The following is a 20,290-nucleotide window of genomic DNA, read 5'->3' as shown; positions in this document are numbered from 1 at the left end:
AATGAGGAAGACTGTTTTTGCAGCGAAATAGCAGACGGAAAGTAGAGGATGGTTGCCTGAGTATGTGTATCTTTGTGAAGAAATATGATAGATAAAATTGATTATGAAAAAGAAACTGGTTTTTGCAACGAATAATGCACACAAGTTGGATGAGATACGTGCCATATTGGGAGATAGGGTAGAGGTGCTGAGTCTGAAGGATATCCATTGTGAGGCAGATATTCCGGAAACGGCTGATACGCTGGAGGGAAATGCTGCTCTGAAAGCTGAATATATTTATAAAAACTATGGTCTGGATTGTTTTGCCGACGATACGGGTCTGGAGGTTGAGGTCCTGGGAGGGGCTCCGGGAGTCTATTCGGCCCGATATGCTGGAGGAGAAGGACATGATTCGGAAGCTAATATGAAAAAACTGCTTGTAGAGCTGGAAGGAAAGACCAACCGTAAAGCGCAATTCCGTACGGCTATTTGCCTGATCGAGGGTGGAACGGAGCATCTCTTCGAAGGAGTTGTAAAAGGCGAAATAATCGAAAAAAAACGCGGTTGTTCAGGATTTGGCTATGATCCTGTTTTTGTCCCCGAAGGTTATACTGAAACATTTGCCGAGATGGGCAATGAAGAAAAGAATAAAATCAGCCATCGGGCAAGGGCAACACAGAAGCTTTGTGATTATTTGAAATGTGAATAATACTGATAATCTGCGGGACTGCATCCAATCGAAAAGAACTGCTGAATGATTGATTCAGGCTGGTTCTGAATAGGATGAAGTCCCGTAGTTTTTTGTGTATGATTATTTGCAGATTTCCTTGAGGTATTGTTCTACTTTCTCAAAGAAAAGTGAAATGTGTGCTCCGTCTGTAAAAGCATGACTTACAGTCAGTGCAATAGGCATGATACGCTTGCCTTCGCGTATGATGGCCTTACCGGCATTCATCAGCGGATAATCCAGCGGATGTCCTACTTCCTGTTGGGTGTAGGTTATCGAAGTGAAATATAGTTTTGGAGTGGCACTTAGCAGGATTACATCAAAATCTCCTTGTTTATAAATGCTTTTATCGGTTCCGTATGGATCACCATCTTCAGGAATAGATGTGACAATGTGTCTGGCTTCGGTATAAAATGCTTCGAAATCAACATGATGAGGGATGCGTACCGTATAAAATGTTTTGCCGGGTACAGCAATAGGAGAAATGACATCCACTGTATCATGATAGACTACTTGTCCGTTTTTATCCCAGCGATAACGGAACTCTTTTATCTCGTTGGCAGCGCGCAATATGGCATAAAGATAATACAGAAAAAATGATTTTCCGTTGGCTTTGGCATGGTTGTAAGCTTCAGTACAGTCTACTTCACTGGTGATAGCAATCCATGAATTCGCAAATCCACGGAAAAAGTTGTAGTTGTCTTTCCGTTCCCAGGTTTCAATATCTACTATATGTTTCATTTATTCTTGAATTTTTGAGCTACTTTTTGATAGGTAGGCATAGATATTCCCAAACGCTCACCCAAATCAATCATATCGAACAACATACTTTGTATCTCCGATGCATGTCCTCGGGCAAGGTCTTTTTGCATGGATGCTGTACTGTGCGGGTCGAGCTTATCTATTACTTTCAAATTGTAAGAAACAGGATCTTCCGGATAAGAAATTCCCATCTTGTGTCCGATTTCTGCACTTTCTCTGGAAAGTCCGATAAATGTATCTCGTACTTCGCCTTCGTGTTGTACTTCTCCCATTGGTACATCGTGATATGCTCCAGTACATGCCATTGCCGAAATAAATGCCCATTTGATAAATGTGTCGCGGTTGATATCATCGGAAACATCGACTTTGATACCGCAACTTCTGACATCCTCTGCAATTGCTTCAATACGTTCCTGAGAAACTCCCTGCTCCGGACGTGCTCCGAATACCAGCCGGAAAATGCTTCCCATCTGAGTGATTTCGCCTTCACCTGAAACAAATCCTACGATGTAGATACAGCCATCGAGAACAGTTACTTCAGGTGTCAAACGACCAATACGTGGTCCTGTACCATAAACATTTAAAATAGGAATAACCAGTGTATGAGGTGCTGAAGCACGTTCTATTACCTCCTTGACAGAGTCGATGGAATATCCTTTTACACAGACAAATATCACATCTGCTTTCCCTTGATATTCTTCTGCTGTACAGGCGTTTACTTTCAGATAGTGTTCGCCTTTCAAATCTGATTTCAGATGCAGCCCATAATTACGGATATTCTCGAGGTGTTTTCCCCGTGCAATGCATGTGACTTCTTTTCCTGCCAGAGCAAGAAATCCGGCGATACTTCCTCCTACGCCGCCAGTACCTATAATAAGATAGTTCATGGTTTTTTGTTTTAGGATTAAAAAAAGAAATCGGTCGCTGATGAGCGACCGATTTTCTAAAATGGTATATTATACGTTAAAGCGGAAATGCATGATGTCTCCGTCTTCTACGATATAGTCTTTTCCTTCTACATTCAGTTTACCAGCCTCGCGTACAGCTGCTTCCGAACCGTATTTGATAAAGTCGTCGTACTTGATGACTTCTGCACGGATAAATCCTTTCTCGAAGTCAGTATGAATAACTCCGGCACATTGAGGAGCCTTCCATCCTTTATGGAATGTCCATGCGCGGACTTCCATCTTTCCAGCAGTGAAATAGGTTTCCAGATTCAGCAGCTTATAGGCTGAACGAATCAGACGACTGACTCCCGATTCTTCCAGTCCCACTTCCTGAAGGAACATCTGACGGTCTTCGTATGTTTCAAGTTCTGCAATGTCGGCTTCTGTCTTGGCTGCAACAATTAATATTTCTGCTCCCTCTTCTTTGACAGCTTCGCGTACTTGCTCTACATATTTGTTACCATTTACAGCACTGGCTTCATCTACATTACATACGTACATTACAGGCTTGGAAGTAAGCAGGAAAAGTTCATGAGCGATCTTTTGTTCGTCTTTAGTTTCGAACTGTACGGTACGTGCTGATTTTCCCTGTAATAATGCTTCACGGTAGCGAACCAGTACTTCATAAGTTTGCTTAGCTACTTTGTCGCCTCCGGTCTGAGCTTGTTTCTGTACTTTTTGAATACGGCTTTCTATTGTTTCGAGGTCCTTCAGCTGAAGCTCTGTATCAATGATTTCTTTGTCGCGTACAGGATCTACACTACCGTCGACATGGGTAACATTTTCATCATCAAAACAACGCAGTACATGAAGAATTGCGTCTGTTTCACGGATATTTGCCAAGAATTTATTTCCTAATCCTTCACCTTTGCTGGCTCCTTTTACCAGACCTGCGATGTCTACAATTTCTACAGTTGTAGGTACTATACGGTCGGGGATAACCAATTCTGCCAATTTGTTAAGACGTTCATCTGGAACAGTGATTACACCAACGTTAGGTTCTATTGTACAGAAAGGGAAGTTGGCTGCTTGAGCCTTTGCATTCGATAAACAGTTGAAAAGAGTCGATTTTCCTACATTGGGCAAACCGACAATGCCACATTGTAATGCCATAAAACTTATATATTTCCTTATTAATTATCAGATTGTATTTCAGTTTGCAAAGGTAGTCATTCTTTTTGTCATTTACTAAAAAAATAATTTTTTCGGAAAAGTTGATATATTCTTATCTTGTTTTTAGTAACAGATTGTTATGTTTTTTGCAAAATAGATTGTCTGATTAGAAGAAGAAATAAAAAAAGAGGCACTTCTCACGAAGTACCTCTTTTACTAGAGAGTTTATGAAAATATTGTTTTTTTGTATGTTGTTTTTACATGTCCATAGTTACAGTCATTTCCGGAACGAGAATGTAATCTTTCTTATTTTTGTTCCATTTGTAGTATTGGATTGTGGTGCTGTTTTCATTATATGTATATTTGATACACATATGGTTACGCCATGTTCCTCTACCTTCGTCCCACTTCTGTAACACGTTTTCTACAACTTGTTTCTTATCGTTGTATTTATAGTTATATTTCTCAAAGTTTGTCAGAATACCTTCATTCATTTTATATACAGTTTCCGACATCTTTACTCCATCTATTTCCTCAGTATTGTATATCAACTCAGTTTCTGGGTTGCTAGCAAAAACTGTAAGGTTAGCAGCGAAAACAAATACTGTTACAAATAAACTCTTGAGTAAATTCATCTTTTTCATATCTTTTGTTTTTAAGGTATTACTATCTTTTTGTTTTTAATTACGCTGCAAAATTAGTAAAACCTTTTGATGTTGCTAACTTTTCGGCAAGAAAAAATGAATATTTTAGCAAATTGTTATCATTTAAACACCTGTTAACAGTTGGAATGAACTAATGTGCTTCCAGCCAATTCTTACCCCAACCACAGTCTGCTCGCAAAGGTGCTTTCATTTTGTAAGCAGCTTCCATTTCGCTAATCACAATTTGTTGCACTTTTTCCTTTTCTTCGGGCATGACGCTGAAGTTCAATTCATCGTGTACCTGAAGAATCATTTTGGAACGAATACCTTCTTCCATGAACCGTTTGTATATACGAATCATTGCCACCTTGATAATATCAGCCGCACTTCCTTGTATTGGAGCATTGATGGCATTACGTTCGGCATACCCACGGACAACTGCATTTCGTGAATTGATATCGGGCAGATAGCGTTTTCGTTTGAAGATTGTTTCGATATAACCTCTTTCTTGTGCCAGACGAATACTTTTATCCATATATTCTTTTACGTGTGGATAATTTTCGAAATAGCCGTCTATTAGTTCCTTGGCTTCTTTTCTTTCTATATTTAATCGTTCTGCCAGTCCGAAAACCGATATACCATATATAATACCAAAATTAGCTGTCTTAGCTTTGCTTCTTTGTTCGCGTGTTACACTTTCCAAGGGCTCCTTATAAATCTTTGCAGCAGTAGCAGCATGGATATCTTGTCCTTTTTGGAATGCTTCTATCATGTGCGGGTCACCACTTAAGTGTGCCATGATGCGAAGTTCGATTTGTGAATAATCGGCAGAGAAGAATTCACAACCTTCATCGGGAATAAATGCTCGCCGGATTTCCTTTCCATCTTCATTACGGACAGGGATGTTCTGCAGGTTTGGATTGCTTGAACTAAGTCGTCCCGTAGCAGTAACAGTTTGGTTGAATGAAGTATGTATATGTCCGGTTTTAGGATTGATAAGTAAGGGAAGGGCATCGATATACGTACCCAATAGCTTTTTCAGCCCTCTGTGTTCCAGTATTTTCCCTACTATTTCATGTTTGCCTCGCAAACTTTCCAATACTTCTTCGGAAGTAACATATTGTCCGGTTTTAGTCTTTTTGGCCTTGTCTGTTATTTTCAAGCGGTCGAATAATACTTCACCTACTTGTTTGGGAGAAGCGATGTTGAATTCTATTCCGGCAAGCTGATGCACTTCTTCTTCCAGTTGTTGCATACGTGCTGTAAAATGTCGTGAAGTTTCCTTCAATGCTTCTGTGTCGATACGTACTCCGTTGCGTTCCATATAGGCAAGTACCGGTACCAGCGGCATTTCAATTGTTTGGAATAATTCGTCGACACCGTTTGATACCAGTTCTTTTTCCAGTACATTTTTCAGTTTCAACGTGACATCGGCATCTTCGCAGGCATACTTATAAACAGAAGAGGGAGAGAGGTCACGCATGTTTTTTTGATTTTTACCTTTAGGACCTATCAGCTCTTCTATTTTTATGGTTTCATATTTCAGATACACCTCAGCAAGATAATCCATACCATGGTGAAGTTCGGGCTGAAGTACATAATGGGCTATCATGGTGTCGAACATTGGACCACGGACTTCAACGCCGTAGTTGCCAAGTACAAGCATATCGTATTTTATATTCTGTCCGATTTTCAGTGTTTTCTCATTTTCTATGATTGGTTTTAATTTTTTAACTATTGCCAACGCTTCTTCACGATTTGCCGGAACTGGTACATAAAATGCCTGATTTTCGGCAAAGCTGAAGCTCATTCCTACCAGTTCTGCAGTAATTGGGTCGGTTCCTGTGGTTTCCGTATCTAGACTGAAAAAATCTTTTGTAACGATTATTTGTAAAAAATCGTCTATTTTCTCCTCTGAATCAAGTAGTTGGTAGTCGAAATCAAGGTCTTCTAGCCGCGTGAGATTTGAATTTTTTGGCTCGTCTGTATTCTCGTCCGCAAAAAATCCAAAGAGATCGCTTTGAGGAGAGGCCGTTGGAGCAGTAATTTTCTTCTCCGTTTTAAGAATACGATCCAATAGAGTACGAAATTCCAATTCTTCAAAAATTTTGCGAAGTTTTTCTTCGTCGGGCTGTTCACGCTTCAGTGCTTCCATGTCGAGCGAGATTGGCACATCCGTTTTAATTGTAGCCAGAAATTTAGAGAAAGTAATCTGTTCGCGATTATTCTCCACCTTTGTCTTGATAGCCCCTTTCAGTTGGTCGGTGTTAGCAAGCAAATTTTCGATACTTCCAAATTGGGCGATTAATTTTTGGGCTGTTTTTTCGCCTACCCCCGGACATCCCGGAATGTTGTCGGCAGTATCTCCCATAAGTCCCAGCATATCGATTACTTGCGAGGGTGATTCGATGTCGAACTTGGCTTTGATTTCTTTTACGCCCATAACTTCGAACTCCTTGTCGCCGTATTTAGGTCGGTACATAAATACATTTTCCGAAACCAGCTGACCATAGTCCTTATCAGGAGTCATCATATATGTTGTAATGCCTCGTTTCCCGGCTTCGGTAGCAAGCGTTCCGATAACGTCGTCGGCTTCGTATCCTTTCACTTCGAGAATCGGAATACGATAAGCTCGTATAATATCCTTGATAACAGGAACAGAGAGGCGAATTGCTTCGGGAGTTTCTTCGCGTTGTGCTTTATACTGTTCGAAAGCTTCGTGGCGGAATGTGGGACCGGCGGGATCGAAGGCAATGCCTATATGAGTAGGGTTCTCTTTTTTCAGGACATCCTCCAGAGTATTGACGAATCCCATGATAGCTGATGTATTGAAACCTTTGGAATTGATACGCGGATTTTTGATAAAAGCATAGTATGCGCGGTAGATAAGTGCATACGCATCGAGTAGAAACAGTTTCTCCATTCGTGTAAAATTATTAAGTTTTCTACGTAAAAGTACAAAAAAATACCGTATTCGCTGTTTTATTATTACTTTTGTACCCAAATAAATCTCCATGGATAAGTTAGCAATAATCAAGAAACCCGTAGAAAAGGAATTAAGCGAATTTAAGGCTCTTTTCGACGCCTCATTGAAAAGTTCCACGCCGTTGTTGAATGAAGTTTTAGGCTATATCAAGCAGAGGAACGGAAAAATGATGCGTCCCATTCTGGTTTTGCTTATGGCAAAACTTTATGGCGGGATAAATGAATCTACTTTGCATGCCGCACTGTCGCTGGAACTACTTCATACGGCCAGTCTGGTGCACGATGATGTGGTAGACGAGAGCGACAAGCGGCGGGGGCAATCGTCGATTAACGCGCTATATGACAATAAGGTATCCGTATTGGTAGGCGACTATATGCTGGCAACCAGTTTGCGTCATGCCTCGTATACCAGACATATCGATTTGGTTGGTTTGGTAGCCCGTTTGGGACAAAACTTGTCAGAAGGAGAAATTATCCAGTTGGTAAATATCAGCAATCGCGATTTTTCAGAAGAGATTTATTTTGATGTTATCCGCAAAAAGACTGCTGCACTGTTTACTGCCAGTGCAGAAAGTGGAGCCATTTCGGTTGATGCTCCGCAGAGTGAAATAGAAAAGGCGGCACTTTTCGGCGAGATGATAGGCATTGCTTTTCAGATAAAGGATGATATATTCGACTATTTTAAAAACGAAGAGCTGGGTAAGCCTACCGGGAATGACATGATGGAAGGCAAGCTGACGCTTCCGGCACTACACGTGTTGAATACGCATGCCGACGAGGAAAAGAAGGAACTTGCATTGCGCATCCGTTCACTTAGTGCATCGAAGGAAGAAATTGCAGATTTTGTCGATTATATAAAGCAGGAGGGAGGAATTGCGTATGCGGAGCAAGTAATGTACGATTATCGCAACAAAGCATTGGCTTTGCTTCCTGAATCGGCTGATGAGTCTATTCGAACAGCACTGACAGCTTATATTGATTATGTAATCGAACGCAACAAATAATACTCTCATTGTTTATTGGCAAGAGTTTAAAGAAATCTGTCAATATAAAGAAAATATCCCTTCATTTGTGTTTCGTCTTCTTTGTAAAGATGTCGCGAATGAAGGGATATTTTTTGTACAAAAAAAATAATGATTTGTACAAATTTTCAAAAAACGTTTAGACGTTTTAGTACTTTTCTGTGCATAGCCTGAGAAAGTTTTCAGGTATGTTCCGATGATACATTAAAGAAATAATCAACTTGTTGCCTGTCATGTTTCTCTCATCATTTATAGAGAATCGTATATATTGTATTGTCAAATTTCTTGTTAATTCATATGCCTTTGTCGTTTTTATTTTCTTATTCTTATATATTGCTTATATAAAATGAGATATATGTATATACATTTCCTGCTTAATGTATGCTTTTTTTATTTTATGTAAAGAAAATGTGATAAAAAATTTTGATGTATGATAAAAAAACTATAATTTAAGCGTTGCTAACCTATTATATTTTTAATACCTTAAATCTATGGACATTTTGTTTCGTTGGGGTAAAATGCATTATATGCAAAAGGCTCTATTTGTATTGTTATCGATGGTATTGGTGGCTTGTGGTGAGAAAGAAAAGGTAAATCTGCCCGATGAGCCTGAAACTCCTGCAGCCACAATTACATTGGCCGAAGGAACTGATACAAATCCATTATTGGATACTTCTGGGGGAACTGTAACGTTGCATTTTACGGCGACTGCCGACTGGAAAGCCACGGTAGGTAATATACGTGCTGTTGGCTGGATTACCATATCTCCGGCATCGGGTAAAGCAGGAGAGGCATCGGTTACAATTTCGGTCGCTGCTAATAATGGCACCGACGAGCGTAGTGCTTCCGTTTTCTTGGAGTGTGGCGATACTCGGGAAACAATTGTCGTTTCACAGAAGCAGAAGGATGCATTGATTGTATCTCAGCAAAACTATGAACTTTCTGCCGGAGAGGCTGATATAAAAGTAGAGGTGGAAGCAAATGTTACTTTCGAAGTGGAGGTCTCGGATACATGGATTGAGCAAATTTCTACACGGAGTCTTGAAAAATCGGTGTTGGCTTTCCGTATATTGGCTAACGACGGTTATAATAAACGAAGTGGAAGCATCGTAATCAGCAGCGGAGAACTGCGGGAAACAGTTCATATCTATCAGGAAGGAAGGGAAAAGGAGGTATTGCTTCTTTCAGACGACTTGGTTGAGGTTGGTGCCGGAGGCGGTACGGTGGATGTACAGTTACAGTCGAGTGTATCGTATATCTGTAAACCCGAAGCGGAATATACATGGGTAAGCGAACCGGCTTCGAGGGCTGTTTCTACACATACGCTCCATTTTGAAGTACAGCCCAATGACACTTATGATGAGCGTGAGGCACGTTTTATTTTTGTGAATGAAACAGAATCTGTATCGGATACGCTGACTATTCGTCAGTATGCTGTTAATGAGATACTTGTTCCTTCGGAACCTGTCGTTTGTGAAGCTGATGCTGGAACCTTTTCCATAGAAATCAACACAAATATAAGTTATGATGTAAAGACTGATGTCAACTGGTTGAAGCAGGTGGCAAGCAGAGGGTTGAAACAGTTTACGTTATATTTTAGTGTGGAAGAGAATACTGAAACGGCTATGCGTGAAGGAAATATTATCGTGACAGGTAATGGTGTTGAACGTACAGTGAAGGTCTTGCAGAAGGGAAAGGAAGAAGCTCCTTATCTGTTTGTTTCGCAGGATTATTTCGATGTTCAGGCAGGAGGTGGTACGGTTCGTTTTACGGTGAAGGGAAATGTTCCTTATCGGGTGAGTGCAGGAGCAGACTGGATGACTCGGACGTTGTCGGGAGATGCAGAAGAAGAGATTGTGTTTACAATATTACCGAACGAATCGACCACATCGCGTGAGGCAACCATTACGGTTACCTCGGAAGACGGCAGTCTGATCCGTACGGTACGTGTGGTTCAAGAGGGTGAAGCTGTGTATCTGGAAGTTTCTCCTTCGAGCATTTCCGCAGCATCCGAAGGAGGCCGATTCGCCTTCACTGTAAACAGTAATACCCAGTATACATTGACCAGCAGCGATACTGGCTGGATCAATATAGAGGAAAATATCATCGTTGTTGCAGCCAATACTTCTACTTCCCAACGAAAGGGGAGTGTGACGGTTCGGGCAGAGGAGCTTGTTCGTGTTATTGAGATTACTCAAGACGGTAAAAAAGAAGAAACTCCTTCGGCAGGTGGAAGTACAGAAGACTTTACAGAGAATGAAGAAGACTGGTAATAATCTTGAAAAACACAGTAAATATTATGAAGCATATAACTCTTTTTTTAGGCATATTTTTGTTGTTGCTTGTAGGGTGTCAGCAAGATGAACTGGTACCTTCCGGCAGTCAGGATAATAGTTTGAAATCGGTTCGTGCTACGACATCGTCAATTGTAAAGAGTCGTACCTCTCTTTCCGGTAATTCTGTGGTATGGAATACGGGAGATGCCATCGGTATTTTCAGCAATACATCCGATTCGGTTGCCCGTTACGAACTGACTGAAATTTCAGGTGACGAGGCTCAGTTTGAAAGCGACAAGCCCGTCAGAGGTAATACGTTTTATGCCTTTTATCCGTATGCGGCTGATGCTGTAGTGTCTGGTACGAACGTTTCGTTCCGTCTGCCGGAGGAACAGTCATTCGGTTTCGATAGCTTTGCTTCCGGTATATGTCCGATGGTGGCTCAGAGCACCACAAGCTCTTTCCGCTTTTTGCAGGTTTGTGGACTGGTACGCCTGAATTTGAAAGGAAACATGCAGGTGTCATCTATTTCATTGTCGGGAAATAATGGGGAAGCTATTGCCGGTTTAGGTTCGGTAGATATAGCCTCCGATGCGCCGGAATTCCGTGTTTCGGGAGGAGGGCAGGAGAGTTATAATGAAATCGCACTTCGGGGAAATGTGGCTTTGTCGTCTTCACAAACTACTTCATTCTATTTCGTAGTTCCTCCTCAGGTATTTAGTAACGGTATGACATTTAAGATTACTGGATTGGTAAGCGGTCAGCAGCGGACGCTTACCAAGGCTACGGAGCGAAGCATTACGGTCGGTCGTTCAGTTATCACCAGTTTTACGGCAGTTGATACAAACGATTTGCTGGAGCAAGACGAGATGACGGAAAGAGATGTGTTGATTGCACTGTACGATGCTACAAACGGCGATGCATGGACGAATAATGCCAACTGGTGTACGGACGCTGATTTATCGGAATGGTACGGTATCTATACGGACTATAATGGTAAGGTAAGTTCGATTAATCTGTCTTCGAACAATCTGACCGGAACGATACCGGATGAAATTGGGAATCTTGAAGCGTTATGGACATTGAATGTGCCCTATAATCAGCTGACAGGAGAAATCCCTACTTCCATAGGTAAGCTGACAAACCTTTGGAGTTTATATCTGTACCGAAATCAATTGACGGGTAGTATACCACCTGAATTGGGAAATATGAAGCAATTGGTCTATTGTTACTTGAATGATAACCAGTTGACAGGTACTGTACCCGAAACCCTTGGGAACTTGACAGAACTGGAATATATGGATTTTGGAGGGAATATGCTGTCAGGCGATTTGCCGCAGGCTGTCACTTCTTCTTCCTGGTGGCAGAAGAGTGGATGGGTTTGTATCGGACAAAATTCACCGGGCGGATTTAACTTCGATACATTTAACTTGTATATGCCCGATTTTACGGCAACCGATTATAAAGGAAATACGATAAATTCTACTTCCATCGTTGCCTCTCATAAAGTGACATTGTATTATATCTGGGCATCATGGTGCGGCTTCAGCAAGGCTTTCCATCCTACCGTATCGTCAATTTATCAGCGTTACAAGAATCATTCACTGGAAATCATCGGGCTTTGTAGCGATGGAACAGAGAACCCTACAGATGCAGCCAATACAATAGAGAGCAACAATATGGAATGGCCCACGCTGATGTCCAATCCGGGAGGTATTGCGTATGACAGTTTCCCTACTATTATGGCTTTCGATGAAACGGGCAAGCTGATATTCCATAGCAGTGTAACGTCAAGAGATTTGCTTCCTGAGTTTCTGAAAGGAATCCTGGGTGAGGGGGATTTGCCTTACGAATCTTCTGACTATTCGGAAGACGGAAAGGTATATACCTTGCAACAAGCCTCTGAAGGAAACGGCATCAATGTGGTATTGATGGGAGATGCCTTTTCCGACAGACAGATTGCCGACGGTACCTATGAGGAGGTTATGCGGACAGCAGCCGATGCTTTCTTCAGTGAAGAGCCTTATACTTCCTTCCGGAACTTGTTTAATGTGTATTATGTGACGGCTGTTTCCCGGAATGAAGGATACGTAGACGGTGGAAGTACGGCCTTTTCCGGCTATTTTGGTAGCGGAACTCACGTAGGAGGAGATCACAACAAGTGTATGCAGTACGCAGCAACTTGTCCGGGAATGACCGATCCGCTGATGAATGAAGTACTGATTATTGTGATGATGAATTCGACTACGTATGCAGGAACCTGCTATTTCGGAACAAGTACAGCTTATCAGGGAGATTATGGCAGGGGATATGGTATTGCGTATTTCCCGATAGGAACGAGTGATGAAGACCTGGCAAGTGTGCTTCATCATGAAGCTGGAGGACATGGATTTGCTAAATTGCTGGATGAATATTATTATGAAAGTATGGGAGCGATACCTTCAAGTGAAATATCCGATAATATTAATTCCCGAAATCTTTACGGATGGGGAAGGAATGTGGACTATACAAGCGATCCGAACAGTGTGGTATGGAGTAAGTTTATATCCGACTCTCGTTATGCAAACGAAGGTCTTGGCGTTTATGAAGGTGCTTGTACTTATTATAAGGGAGCGTATCGACCTACAGAAACCAGCATCATGGTGGGCAATGTGGGAGGTTTCAATGCACCTTCACGGGAAGCGATTTACAACCGTATTCATAAGCTGGCTTACGGTGAGAGCTGGCAGTTTGATTATGAAACGTTCGTCAGCTGGGATTTGAGCCGGCAGGGGCGTTCGCGCAGTATTTCAGTCGGGACAGAATATAAGCCTACTGCTCCTCCTGTTATCTTGAACCAGCACTGGAAAGGGGGAAGACTTGTGGCAAATTAAAGCTTGAGGTTACATAAAAATCGAGGGCACGGAGAAACATTAATATGAATCTTCGTGCCCTTATTGTGCGTTCCCCTCGTGTCCTGTGAAAGGTCTGAAGGGTAAAAATGCTAACTTAGATTAGAAAAATTTGACTTCTTTTCCTACGATGTCCGACAATAACAGGTTGGCAAGGCGGCTTGTTCCCAGACGGAACAGTTCATTTGTCAGCCATTCTTTGCCGAGAACCTCTTTAACTATCGTGTAGTATACCAGTGCATCGTGTACGGTGTTAATGCCTCCTGCGGGCTTAAAACCTACTTTGCGGCCGGTTTCAAGGAAGTACTCCTTGATAGCATGGCACATTACATAAGCTGCTTCGGGTGTAGCTGCTGGATTTTCTTTTCCGGTAGATGTCTTGATGAAGTCGGCTCCCGAATACATTGACAGGATAGATGCCTTTTTGATGTTTGAGGCGCTGCCCAGCGCACCTGTTTCCAGGATTACTTTCAGATGCTTTTCGCCACATACTTCCTTCAGCTCTTCTACTTCATCGCACATGCCTTCATAATCTCCGCTCAGGAACTTTCCTACAGAAATTACGATATCTATTTCATCGGCTCCTGCATGAAGTGCCATGGCTGTTTCGGCCACCTTTACTTCGATGAAAGTTTGTGAAGAGGGGAACCCTCCCGAAACACAAGCTATATTTACGTTGTCAGCTTCCAGCGTATCGTTTACGATTTCAGCCATATTCGGATATACACAGATGGCTGCAACGTTGTCGAGTTCCGGATATGCATCCACAAAGTCATTAACATGCTGTGTGAACTTCATAACGCTTGGCTCGCTATCTGTACACTTCAGTGTAGTAAGGTCGATACAGTGGAAAAGGAATTTCTTTACTTCCAGTGTATCGTTTTCCTTTACGTATTTCTCGATGATATGAGCTGTCTGAGCGGCAACTTCTTCATCTTTCAGGTTGGTGTTGTATTTGCTTAATGCTTCATCATACTTGCTTGGCTGGTGCAAATTTTCTTTGTCTTCATCCTCTTCGCATCCGCAATCGCAAGCAGCATCGTCATCATTACATTCACATTTGTGATCGTGGTGATGTTCGTTCTCGCAGTTACATTCGTGGTTGTGGTGATGATGTTCGTTCCCACATCCGCATTCATGATCGTGATTATACTTCATAATGTTTATAATTTGGGATTGTTTTTATGTCTTTCTTTATCTCTGCTGGTTTTCTTTTCCAGATTTTTTCTGAACGCTTCTGTCAGATTTACGCCTGTCTGATTTGCCAGACAAATCAGTACCCATAATACATCGGCCATTTCATCATCGAGATTGTCTTTTTCTCCGGGCTTGAATGACTGGTCGCCGTATTTTCGTGACATGACACGTGCCAATTCTCCTACTTCTTCTGTCAGTACTGCCATATTGGTCAGTTCGCTGAAGTAGCGCACGCCGTATGTTTTAATCCAGTTGTCTACTGTTTTCTGTGCTTCTTCCAGTGTCATTTTATTCTTTGTTTTTGGTGTCCATGCAAATGGTGACAGGACCATTATTCAACAATTCTACTTTCATGTCGGCACCGAATTCTCCGGTCCCTACTTGTTTGCCCAGTCCGATGCTCAGCTCGTTGCAGAAATATTCGTATAATGGAATTGCTGTTTCATGGCAGGCTGCACGGATATATGAGGGGCGATTGCCTTTTTTTGTGGAAGCCATCAGAGTAAATTGACTTACGACTAATATCTCTCCGCCCGTATCAAGGATGGATTTGTTCATTACTCCGTTTTCATCGTCGAAAACTCTCAATCCGATGATTTTCTTACATAGCCAGTCGGCATCTTCCTGGTTATCGGCTTCCTCTATACCTACCAGAATTAGAAAGCCTTCCTTTATGGCAGATTTGCATACTCCGTTTATCGTAACGGATGCATGACTTACACGTTGAATTACTACTCTCATGTGGTATATACTTTCTACAAAGATAGCAAATATTCAGTATAATAGTAGAATAAAATTGAAAGAATGACAAAAGTCTACCCGAAATTAATTGTATCTTTGTGGTATTGGAATTAGAAGAATTATAGTGGTGAAATGAGTGGTATTGATAATTGTGGCAATGGCTCTGCGGAAAGACTGGATTATCTTTTTGCAGAGCTTTTCTATTTCTTGCCAGACTTGACTTTTAACGGCGTATCTTTCTTGTTATTTAGTGCAGAGTGAGAAAATCTCTTTCAATTTCCAATAATGGTTTAGAATATTGTTCGTTGACGATGTAATGAACCCTCTTTTAGCTCTCTGCCAGATATAGGAAAATACCTTTATCGGAATTGAAACTTAGAGTGATTCTTTTATGCTTTGTGCTGCACTTTCTCCTACTACTGCCGCCAGTTCTTCGAGTGTTGCCTTTTTGATTCGAGCTACACTCTTGAATCCTTTCAGCAAGGCTGTCTTACGCTTTTCGCCGATTCCTTTTATGTTGTCCAAGGCAGATGCAATCTGACTTTTGCTTCGCTTGTCACGATGAAAAGTGATGGCAAAGCGGTGTACCTCATCCTGTATATTCTCCAAAAGGTGGAACAGGGGAGTCCCTTGCTTGATGCCTATCGTCATCGGAGGAAAGCCAAATAGGACTTCCGATGTGCGGTGCTTATTGTTCTTGGCAAGACCGGCTATAGGAATATGGAGTTTCAATTCGTCTTCTATAACCTGACGTACGACTTCCATTTGTCCTTTACCGCCATCTGTAAGTATTAAGTCGGGAAGTTCTCCGTGCTCTTCAAGAATACGTGTATAGCGTCGGCGTACAACTTCCTGCATAGAGGCGTAATCATCTGGCCCAACAACCGTCTTGATGTTGTACTTGCGATAGTCTTTTTTGCTGGGACGTGCTTTCTTGAATACGACACAAGCAGCTACTGCATCCGAACCTTGTATGTTGGAATTGTCGAAGCATTCGATATGTACAGGCATTTTATCCATTCGTAACTGCTCTTGTATCTCTTTCAATAGTCGCACACTCCGCTGTTCGGGATTCAGTTTCTCTGCTTGCTTTAACCGGTCTACTTTGTATTGCTTGACATTGAGTAAGGAGAGTTCCAGCAAATGCTTTTTATCACCACGTTGGGGAATTGTAAAAGTCACATTATTCAGTTCCATATCCAGCTCAAACGGTACGATGATTTCGCGCGAACAGCTTTTGTATCGTTCACGCATTTCGATTATTCCCAACTGAAGTAATTCTTCTTTGGTCTCGTTCAACCGTTTTTTATATTCGAATGTGAATGCCTGATTGATGCATCCATTGGTAATGTGCAGGTAATTGATGTAGGCGGAATTGTCGTCCATCTCGATAGAAAAAACATCGATGTTGTGGAGTATGGAACTCACTACCTCGCTCTTTGATCGGTAATTCTCTATCAGTTCGTATTTCTCTTTAATTTTTTGCGCTTCTTCAAACTTCATCTCTTCGGCCAGTGCCATCATTTCTTTCATCAGAGCATCGCTGATGGCTTGCGTATTCCCTTTGAGAATCTCTTTTACCTGAGCGATATTCTTCATGTATTCATCGTGTGACTGCATACCAATGCATGGCCCTTTACAATTCTTAATATGATATTCCAGACAGACATTGAACTTCCCTTGACGTATGTTTTCGGGAGTAAGGGCTAAATGGCAGGTACGAAGAGGATAGAGTTTCTTTATGAGGTCGAGTACTGCTTGCATGGAAGGGATGTGACTGTAGGGACCATAGTAAGTCGAACCGTTTCGAATAATCTGCCTCGTTTTGAATACTCGTGGAAAGTATTCGTTGCTTACACAGATGGAAGGGTAGCTTTTGTCGTCTTTTAGCAATACATTATAGCGAGGCTTATATTTCTTGATAAGATTGTTTTCCAGAAGTAGTGCATCTTCTTCTGTGTTTACTACGATGTATCGGATATCTGCGATTTTGCTTACCAACACGCGAGTCTTGGCCGATTGATGTTCTTTCGAAAAATAGGAGTACACACGCCGCTTCAGATTCTTTGCTTTTCCTACATAGATAATCACGCCCTCTTTGTTCAGGTATTGATAGATACCCGGGCTACTTGGTAAGTTCAATACAATTCCTCGAAGATATTCATTTGTGCTCAGTTCTTCCATATTAACGAAACTCATGAAAAGAGGTTATAAAATAAAGAATCCGGTAAACGCTTTTCGTATGTACCGGATTCTGTTTGGTTATTCTGTCCCGATGGATAGAAAAATATTTTTAGAGTTGCAGCAACGTTGTTACTTCTACATCATCGGCAAAAGACTTTCTTCCGTTCAATGCTTTCAACTCAATAACAAAATTGACGAACGCTTGCTTTGCTCTACATCTTTTGACTAAGCGATAGGTTGCTGCCATTGTGCCACCTGTTGCGAGTAGGTCGTCATGTAAAAGAACAACGTCGTTTTCATTGATCGCATCTTTATGAATCTGTATTGTATCAGTTCCGTATTCTTTGGCATATGTTTCTTCTACAACTTCTGCTGGCAGCTTGCCGGGCTTTCTCGCCATGATGAAACCGGCTCCTAAGCGAGCAGCCAGAGCGCCTCCTAAAATGAATCCTCTGGACTCAATTCCGACGACTTTGGTAATTCCTCTATCTTTGTACATCTCGTACAATTCGTCTATCATGCCTTGCAGGCACTCTGCATTTTTAAACAGGGTAGTGACATCGTAGAACAAAATTCCCGGGATGGGAAAATCGGGTATCTCACGAAGATTTTTCTTTAATGTTTCTTTGTTCATATCCAGTAATTTATGTTTGTTTCTTAAACTAGTTGTTTCACGTGAAACACGCTTGCTTAGCGTCCCAATAAGACTAACAGTACATTGATGTCGCTGGGCGAGATGCCTGGAATTCTGCTGGCCTGTGCAAGTGTTTCGGGATCTATCTTTATCAGCTTCTGTCGGGCTTCTGTTGATAGCGAATTCAAATTGGCATAATCGAATTTCCCTTTTATGCGGATAGCTTCCAAGCGATGTATCTTGTCTGCGATCATGCGCTCGCGGTCGATATAGCCTTGGTACTTGATCAACACTTCGGCTGCCTCGATTGTTTCCTCTTTACGGTCGGTTACTTTGTCGAGTGCTGTTTGGAAAGCTGGCACATGCGGAGCAATGTTGTCAATGGTTATTTGGGGACGGCTCAGTAATTCTATTAATTTGCAACCGTGGGTGAGGCGAGCTGTGCCGAGCCCTTCCAATGCATCGTTTATTTTATCCGCTTTTATGGAATAGGTCTTCGCAAATTCAACCAGTCGCTTGACTTCTTCTCGCTTCTGGCAAAGTCTGTCATAACGTTCTTTGCTTGCCAGTCCCAATTTATAGGAGCGCTCTGTGAGTCGCATGTCAGCATCATCCTGACGGAGCAAAATACGATATTCGGCACGAGACGTGAACATTCTATAAGGCTCGTCTACACCTTTCGTCACGAGGTCATCAATCAGTACACCGATGTATGCTTCGTCACGTCCTAAAACGAAAGGCTCTCCTCCATGACAGTTGATGTGTGCATTGATACCGGCAATGATTCCTTGTCCTCCGGCTTCTTCGTATCCGGTCGTGCCATTCACTTGTCCGGCGAAGAATAGATTCTTTACGATTTTCGATTCCAATGTATGCTTTAATTGTGTAGGATCAAAATAATCGTATTCGATAGCGTATCCCGGACGATAGGCTACTATATTTCTAAAACAAGGTATCTTTTTCAGGGCAGCAAACTGAATATCCATCGGGAGAGATGAAGAAAATCCGTTTAAGTAAAGTTCTCGTGTGGTTTCTCCTTCCGGTTCGAGGAATAACTGATGCTGTGGCTTGTCGGGGAATGTTACGATTTTCGTTTCGATACTTGGACAATAGCGGGGACCGATACTTTGAATCTGCCCATTGAAAAGGGGAGAATCTGCCAGCCCGCTGCGTAAAACTTCATGTACTTCCTCGTTAGTATAACAAGTCCAGCATTGCAACTGCTTCAGTTGTCTGGGTTCGCTGATAAAAGAGAAACGGTGAAAATCGTTTTCTCCGTCTTGCGTTTCCATCAGACTAAAGTCTACACTGCGTGCATCGATGCGGACAGGAGTTCCTGTCTTCATTCGTCCGGACGTAATTCCGTGACGGGTGATAGATTCAGTCAAATGGTACGAAGCAGGTTCTGCGCATCGTCCCCCTGCAAGCATCTTATGGCCGATATGCATCAGACCGTTTAAGAAAGTACCTGCTGTCAGAATGATACACTTGGCATGAAAGGTCACTCCCCAGCACGTTACCAATCCGGTGACTTCACCGTTTTCTACGAGTAATTCTTCGACGGTATCTTGCCAGATATGAAGATTAGGAATGTTTTCCAAAACTTCACGCCATGCCCAGATAAACTTGCCGCGGTCGCATTGTGCACGCGGACTCCACATGGCTGGCCCTTTTGAACGGTTCAACATGCGGAACTGGATAGCAGTTCGGTCGGTAACCAATCCCATATATCCACCCAGAGCATCAATCTCTCTGACGATTTGACCTTTGGCGATACCTCCTACGGCCGGATTACAGCTCATCTGTCCAATCTTGTTCATGTCCATTGTGATTAGACAAGTCTTTGAACCAAGATTGGCTGCTGCAGCGGCGGCTTCACAACCGGCGTGTCCGGCTCCTATAACAATAACGTCATACTTAAAGTCCATTAATCTTTTATTTTTATATCTGGTGCAAAAATACGAAAAATAAGTGGCTTAGCTTAGATTCAGTTCGTAAAAAGAGTTATAGCTGGAAAGGGAAAGAATGAGAGCTGCCGTTTGCTTAGAAGAGTAAAATAAAATCCGCCGTTGTTCTTTTTAATTTGTGGTGATGAATTAGAAAAACGTCCCCATGAATTAAAAGAAACGACAGCGGAAATTTTTTTAATTTCTGAGAGCTGGGAATATCAGTCTTTATCCTGGAATAG

At 42.0% G+C, this 20,290-nt stretch carries 15 protein-coding genes; 4 read left to right on the top strand and 11 right to left on the bottom strand.

Going from position 1 to position 20,290, the window contains the following annotated elements; all coding sequences use genetic code 11:
- Window positions 1-103 precede the first annotated feature (103 nt).
- Window positions 104-688 (top strand): non-canonical purine NTP diphosphatase, encoded by a 585-nt coding sequence (locus WKT12_RS09925; RefSeq protein ID WP_007565757.1) that lies wholly within the window; start codon window positions 104-106, stop codon window positions 686-688.
- 102 nt (window positions 689-790) lie between these two features.
- Here the strand turns inward: WKT12_RS09925 and WKT12_RS09920 are convergent, their stop codons facing one another.
- The 5 genes from WKT12_RS09920 to polA all read right to left on the bottom strand — a co-directional run bounded on the left by WKT12_RS09920 (window position 791) and on the right by polA (window position 7,095).
- Complete coding sequence (locus WKT12_RS09920; RefSeq protein ID WP_270230714.1) at window positions 791-1,447, bottom strand: chloramphenicol acetyltransferase; 657 nt, start codon at window positions 1,445-1,447, stop codon at window positions 791-793.
- Window positions 1,444-2,355: a ketopantoate reductase family protein gene (locus WKT12_RS09915; RefSeq protein WP_177593302.1), complete on the bottom strand. Its 912-nt coding sequence runs from the start codon at window positions 2,353-2,355 to the stop codon at window positions 1,444-1,446. Before WKT12_RS09915 ends, WKT12_RS09920 begins: the two co-directional genes overlap by 4 nt.
- A gap of 69 nt (window positions 2,356-2,424) precedes the next feature.
- Window positions 2,425-3,528: a redox-regulated ATPase YchF gene (gene ychF, locus WKT12_RS09910; RefSeq protein ID WP_007565763.1), complete on the bottom strand. Its 1,104-nt coding sequence runs from the start codon at window positions 3,526-3,528 to the stop codon at window positions 2,425-2,427.
- Between the two features lie 257 nt (window positions 3,529-3,785).
- Entirely contained in the window at window positions 3,786-4,172 is a 387-nt protein-coding gene (locus WKT12_RS09905; protein ID WP_007565766.1) for a DUF3836 domain-containing protein, read from the bottom strand.
- 151 nt (window positions 4,173-4,323) lie between these two features.
- Window positions 4,324-7,095, bottom strand: coding sequence for a DNA polymerase I (gene polA / locus WKT12_RS09900; protein ID WP_340319594.1), 2,772 nt, complete (start codon window positions 7,093-7,095; stop codon window positions 4,324-4,326).
- Window positions 7,096-7,186: 91 nt separating this feature from the next.
- On the opposite strand from polA, the gene WKT12_RS09895 reads away from it, so the two are divergent.
- The 3 genes from WKT12_RS09895 (at window position 7,187) to WKT12_RS09885 (ending at window position 13,328) form a co-directional block, all read left to right on the top strand.
- The gene (locus WKT12_RS09895) at window positions 7,187-8,161 is read left to right on the top strand and encodes a polyprenyl synthetase family protein (protein ID WP_340319593.1); all 975 of its coding nucleotides are present in this window, start codon (window positions 7,187-7,189) and stop codon (window positions 8,159-8,161) included.
- Between the two features lie 545 nt (window positions 8,162-8,706).
- Window positions 8,707-10,452 (top strand): BACON domain-containing protein, encoded by a 1,746-nt coding sequence (locus WKT12_RS09890; protein ID WP_340319592.1) that lies wholly within the window; start codon window positions 8,707-8,709, stop codon window positions 10,450-10,452.
- 26 nt (window positions 10,453-10,478) lie between these two features.
- Window positions 10,479-13,328, top strand: coding sequence for a M64 family metallopeptidase (locus tag WKT12_RS09885; protein ID WP_340319591.1), 2,850 nt, complete (start codon window positions 10,479-10,481; stop codon window positions 13,326-13,328).
- Window positions 13,329-13,448: 120 nt separating this feature from the next.
- Here WKT12_RS09885 and deoC read toward each other — a convergent pair whose 3' ends face one another.
- The 6 genes from deoC to mnmG form a co-directional block, all read right to left on the bottom strand.
- Window positions 13,449-14,504 carry a deoxyribose-phosphate aldolase gene (gene deoC, locus WKT12_RS09880; RefSeq protein WP_021970250.1) on the bottom strand — a complete coding sequence of 352 codons (1,056 nt, stop codon included), beginning with the start codon at window positions 14,502-14,504 and terminating at the stop codon, window positions 13,449-13,451.
- Between the two features lie 5 nt (window positions 14,505-14,509).
- Entirely contained in the window at window positions 14,510-14,830 is a 321-nt protein-coding gene (locus tag WKT12_RS09875) for a nucleotide pyrophosphohydrolase (protein ID WP_021970249.1), read from the bottom strand.
- Between the two features lies 1 nt (window position 14,831).
- Window positions 14,832-15,284, bottom strand: coding sequence for a D-aminoacyl-tRNA deacylase (gene dtd / locus WKT12_RS09870; RefSeq protein WP_021970248.1), 453 nt, complete (start codon window positions 15,282-15,284; stop codon window positions 14,832-14,834).
- A gap of 375 nt (window positions 15,285-15,659) precedes the next feature.
- Window positions 15,660-17,483 (bottom strand): excinuclease ABC subunit UvrC, encoded by a 1,824-nt coding sequence (uvrC, locus tag WKT12_RS09865; protein ID WP_340319590.1) that lies wholly within the window; start codon window positions 17,481-17,483, stop codon window positions 15,660-15,662.
- A 94-nt stretch (window positions 17,484-17,577) separates the two neighbouring features.
- Window positions 17,578-18,102 carry an adenine phosphoribosyltransferase gene (locus tag WKT12_RS09860; protein WP_340319589.1) on the bottom strand — a complete coding sequence of 175 codons (525 nt, stop codon included), beginning with the start codon at window positions 18,100-18,102 and terminating at the stop codon, window positions 17,578-17,580.
- Between the two features lie 56 nt (window positions 18,103-18,158).
- Window positions 18,159-20,030 (bottom strand): tRNA uridine-5-carboxymethylaminomethyl(34) synthesis enzyme MnmG, encoded by a 1,872-nt coding sequence (gene mnmG, locus WKT12_RS09855; protein WP_021970245.1) that lies wholly within the window; start codon window positions 20,028-20,030, stop codon window positions 18,159-18,161.
- Window positions 20,031-20,290 lie beyond the last annotated feature (260 nt).

The sequence above is a fragment of the Phocaeicola sp. HCN-6420 genome (assembly GCF_037890145.1).
In the GTDB taxonomy this organism is placed as follows: domain Bacteria; phylum Bacteroidota; class Bacteroidia; order Bacteroidales; family Bacteroidaceae; genus Phocaeicola.
The sequence above is the reverse complement of the archived record's forward strand: the minus strand, read 5'-3'. Positions and strand labels throughout refer to the sequence as shown.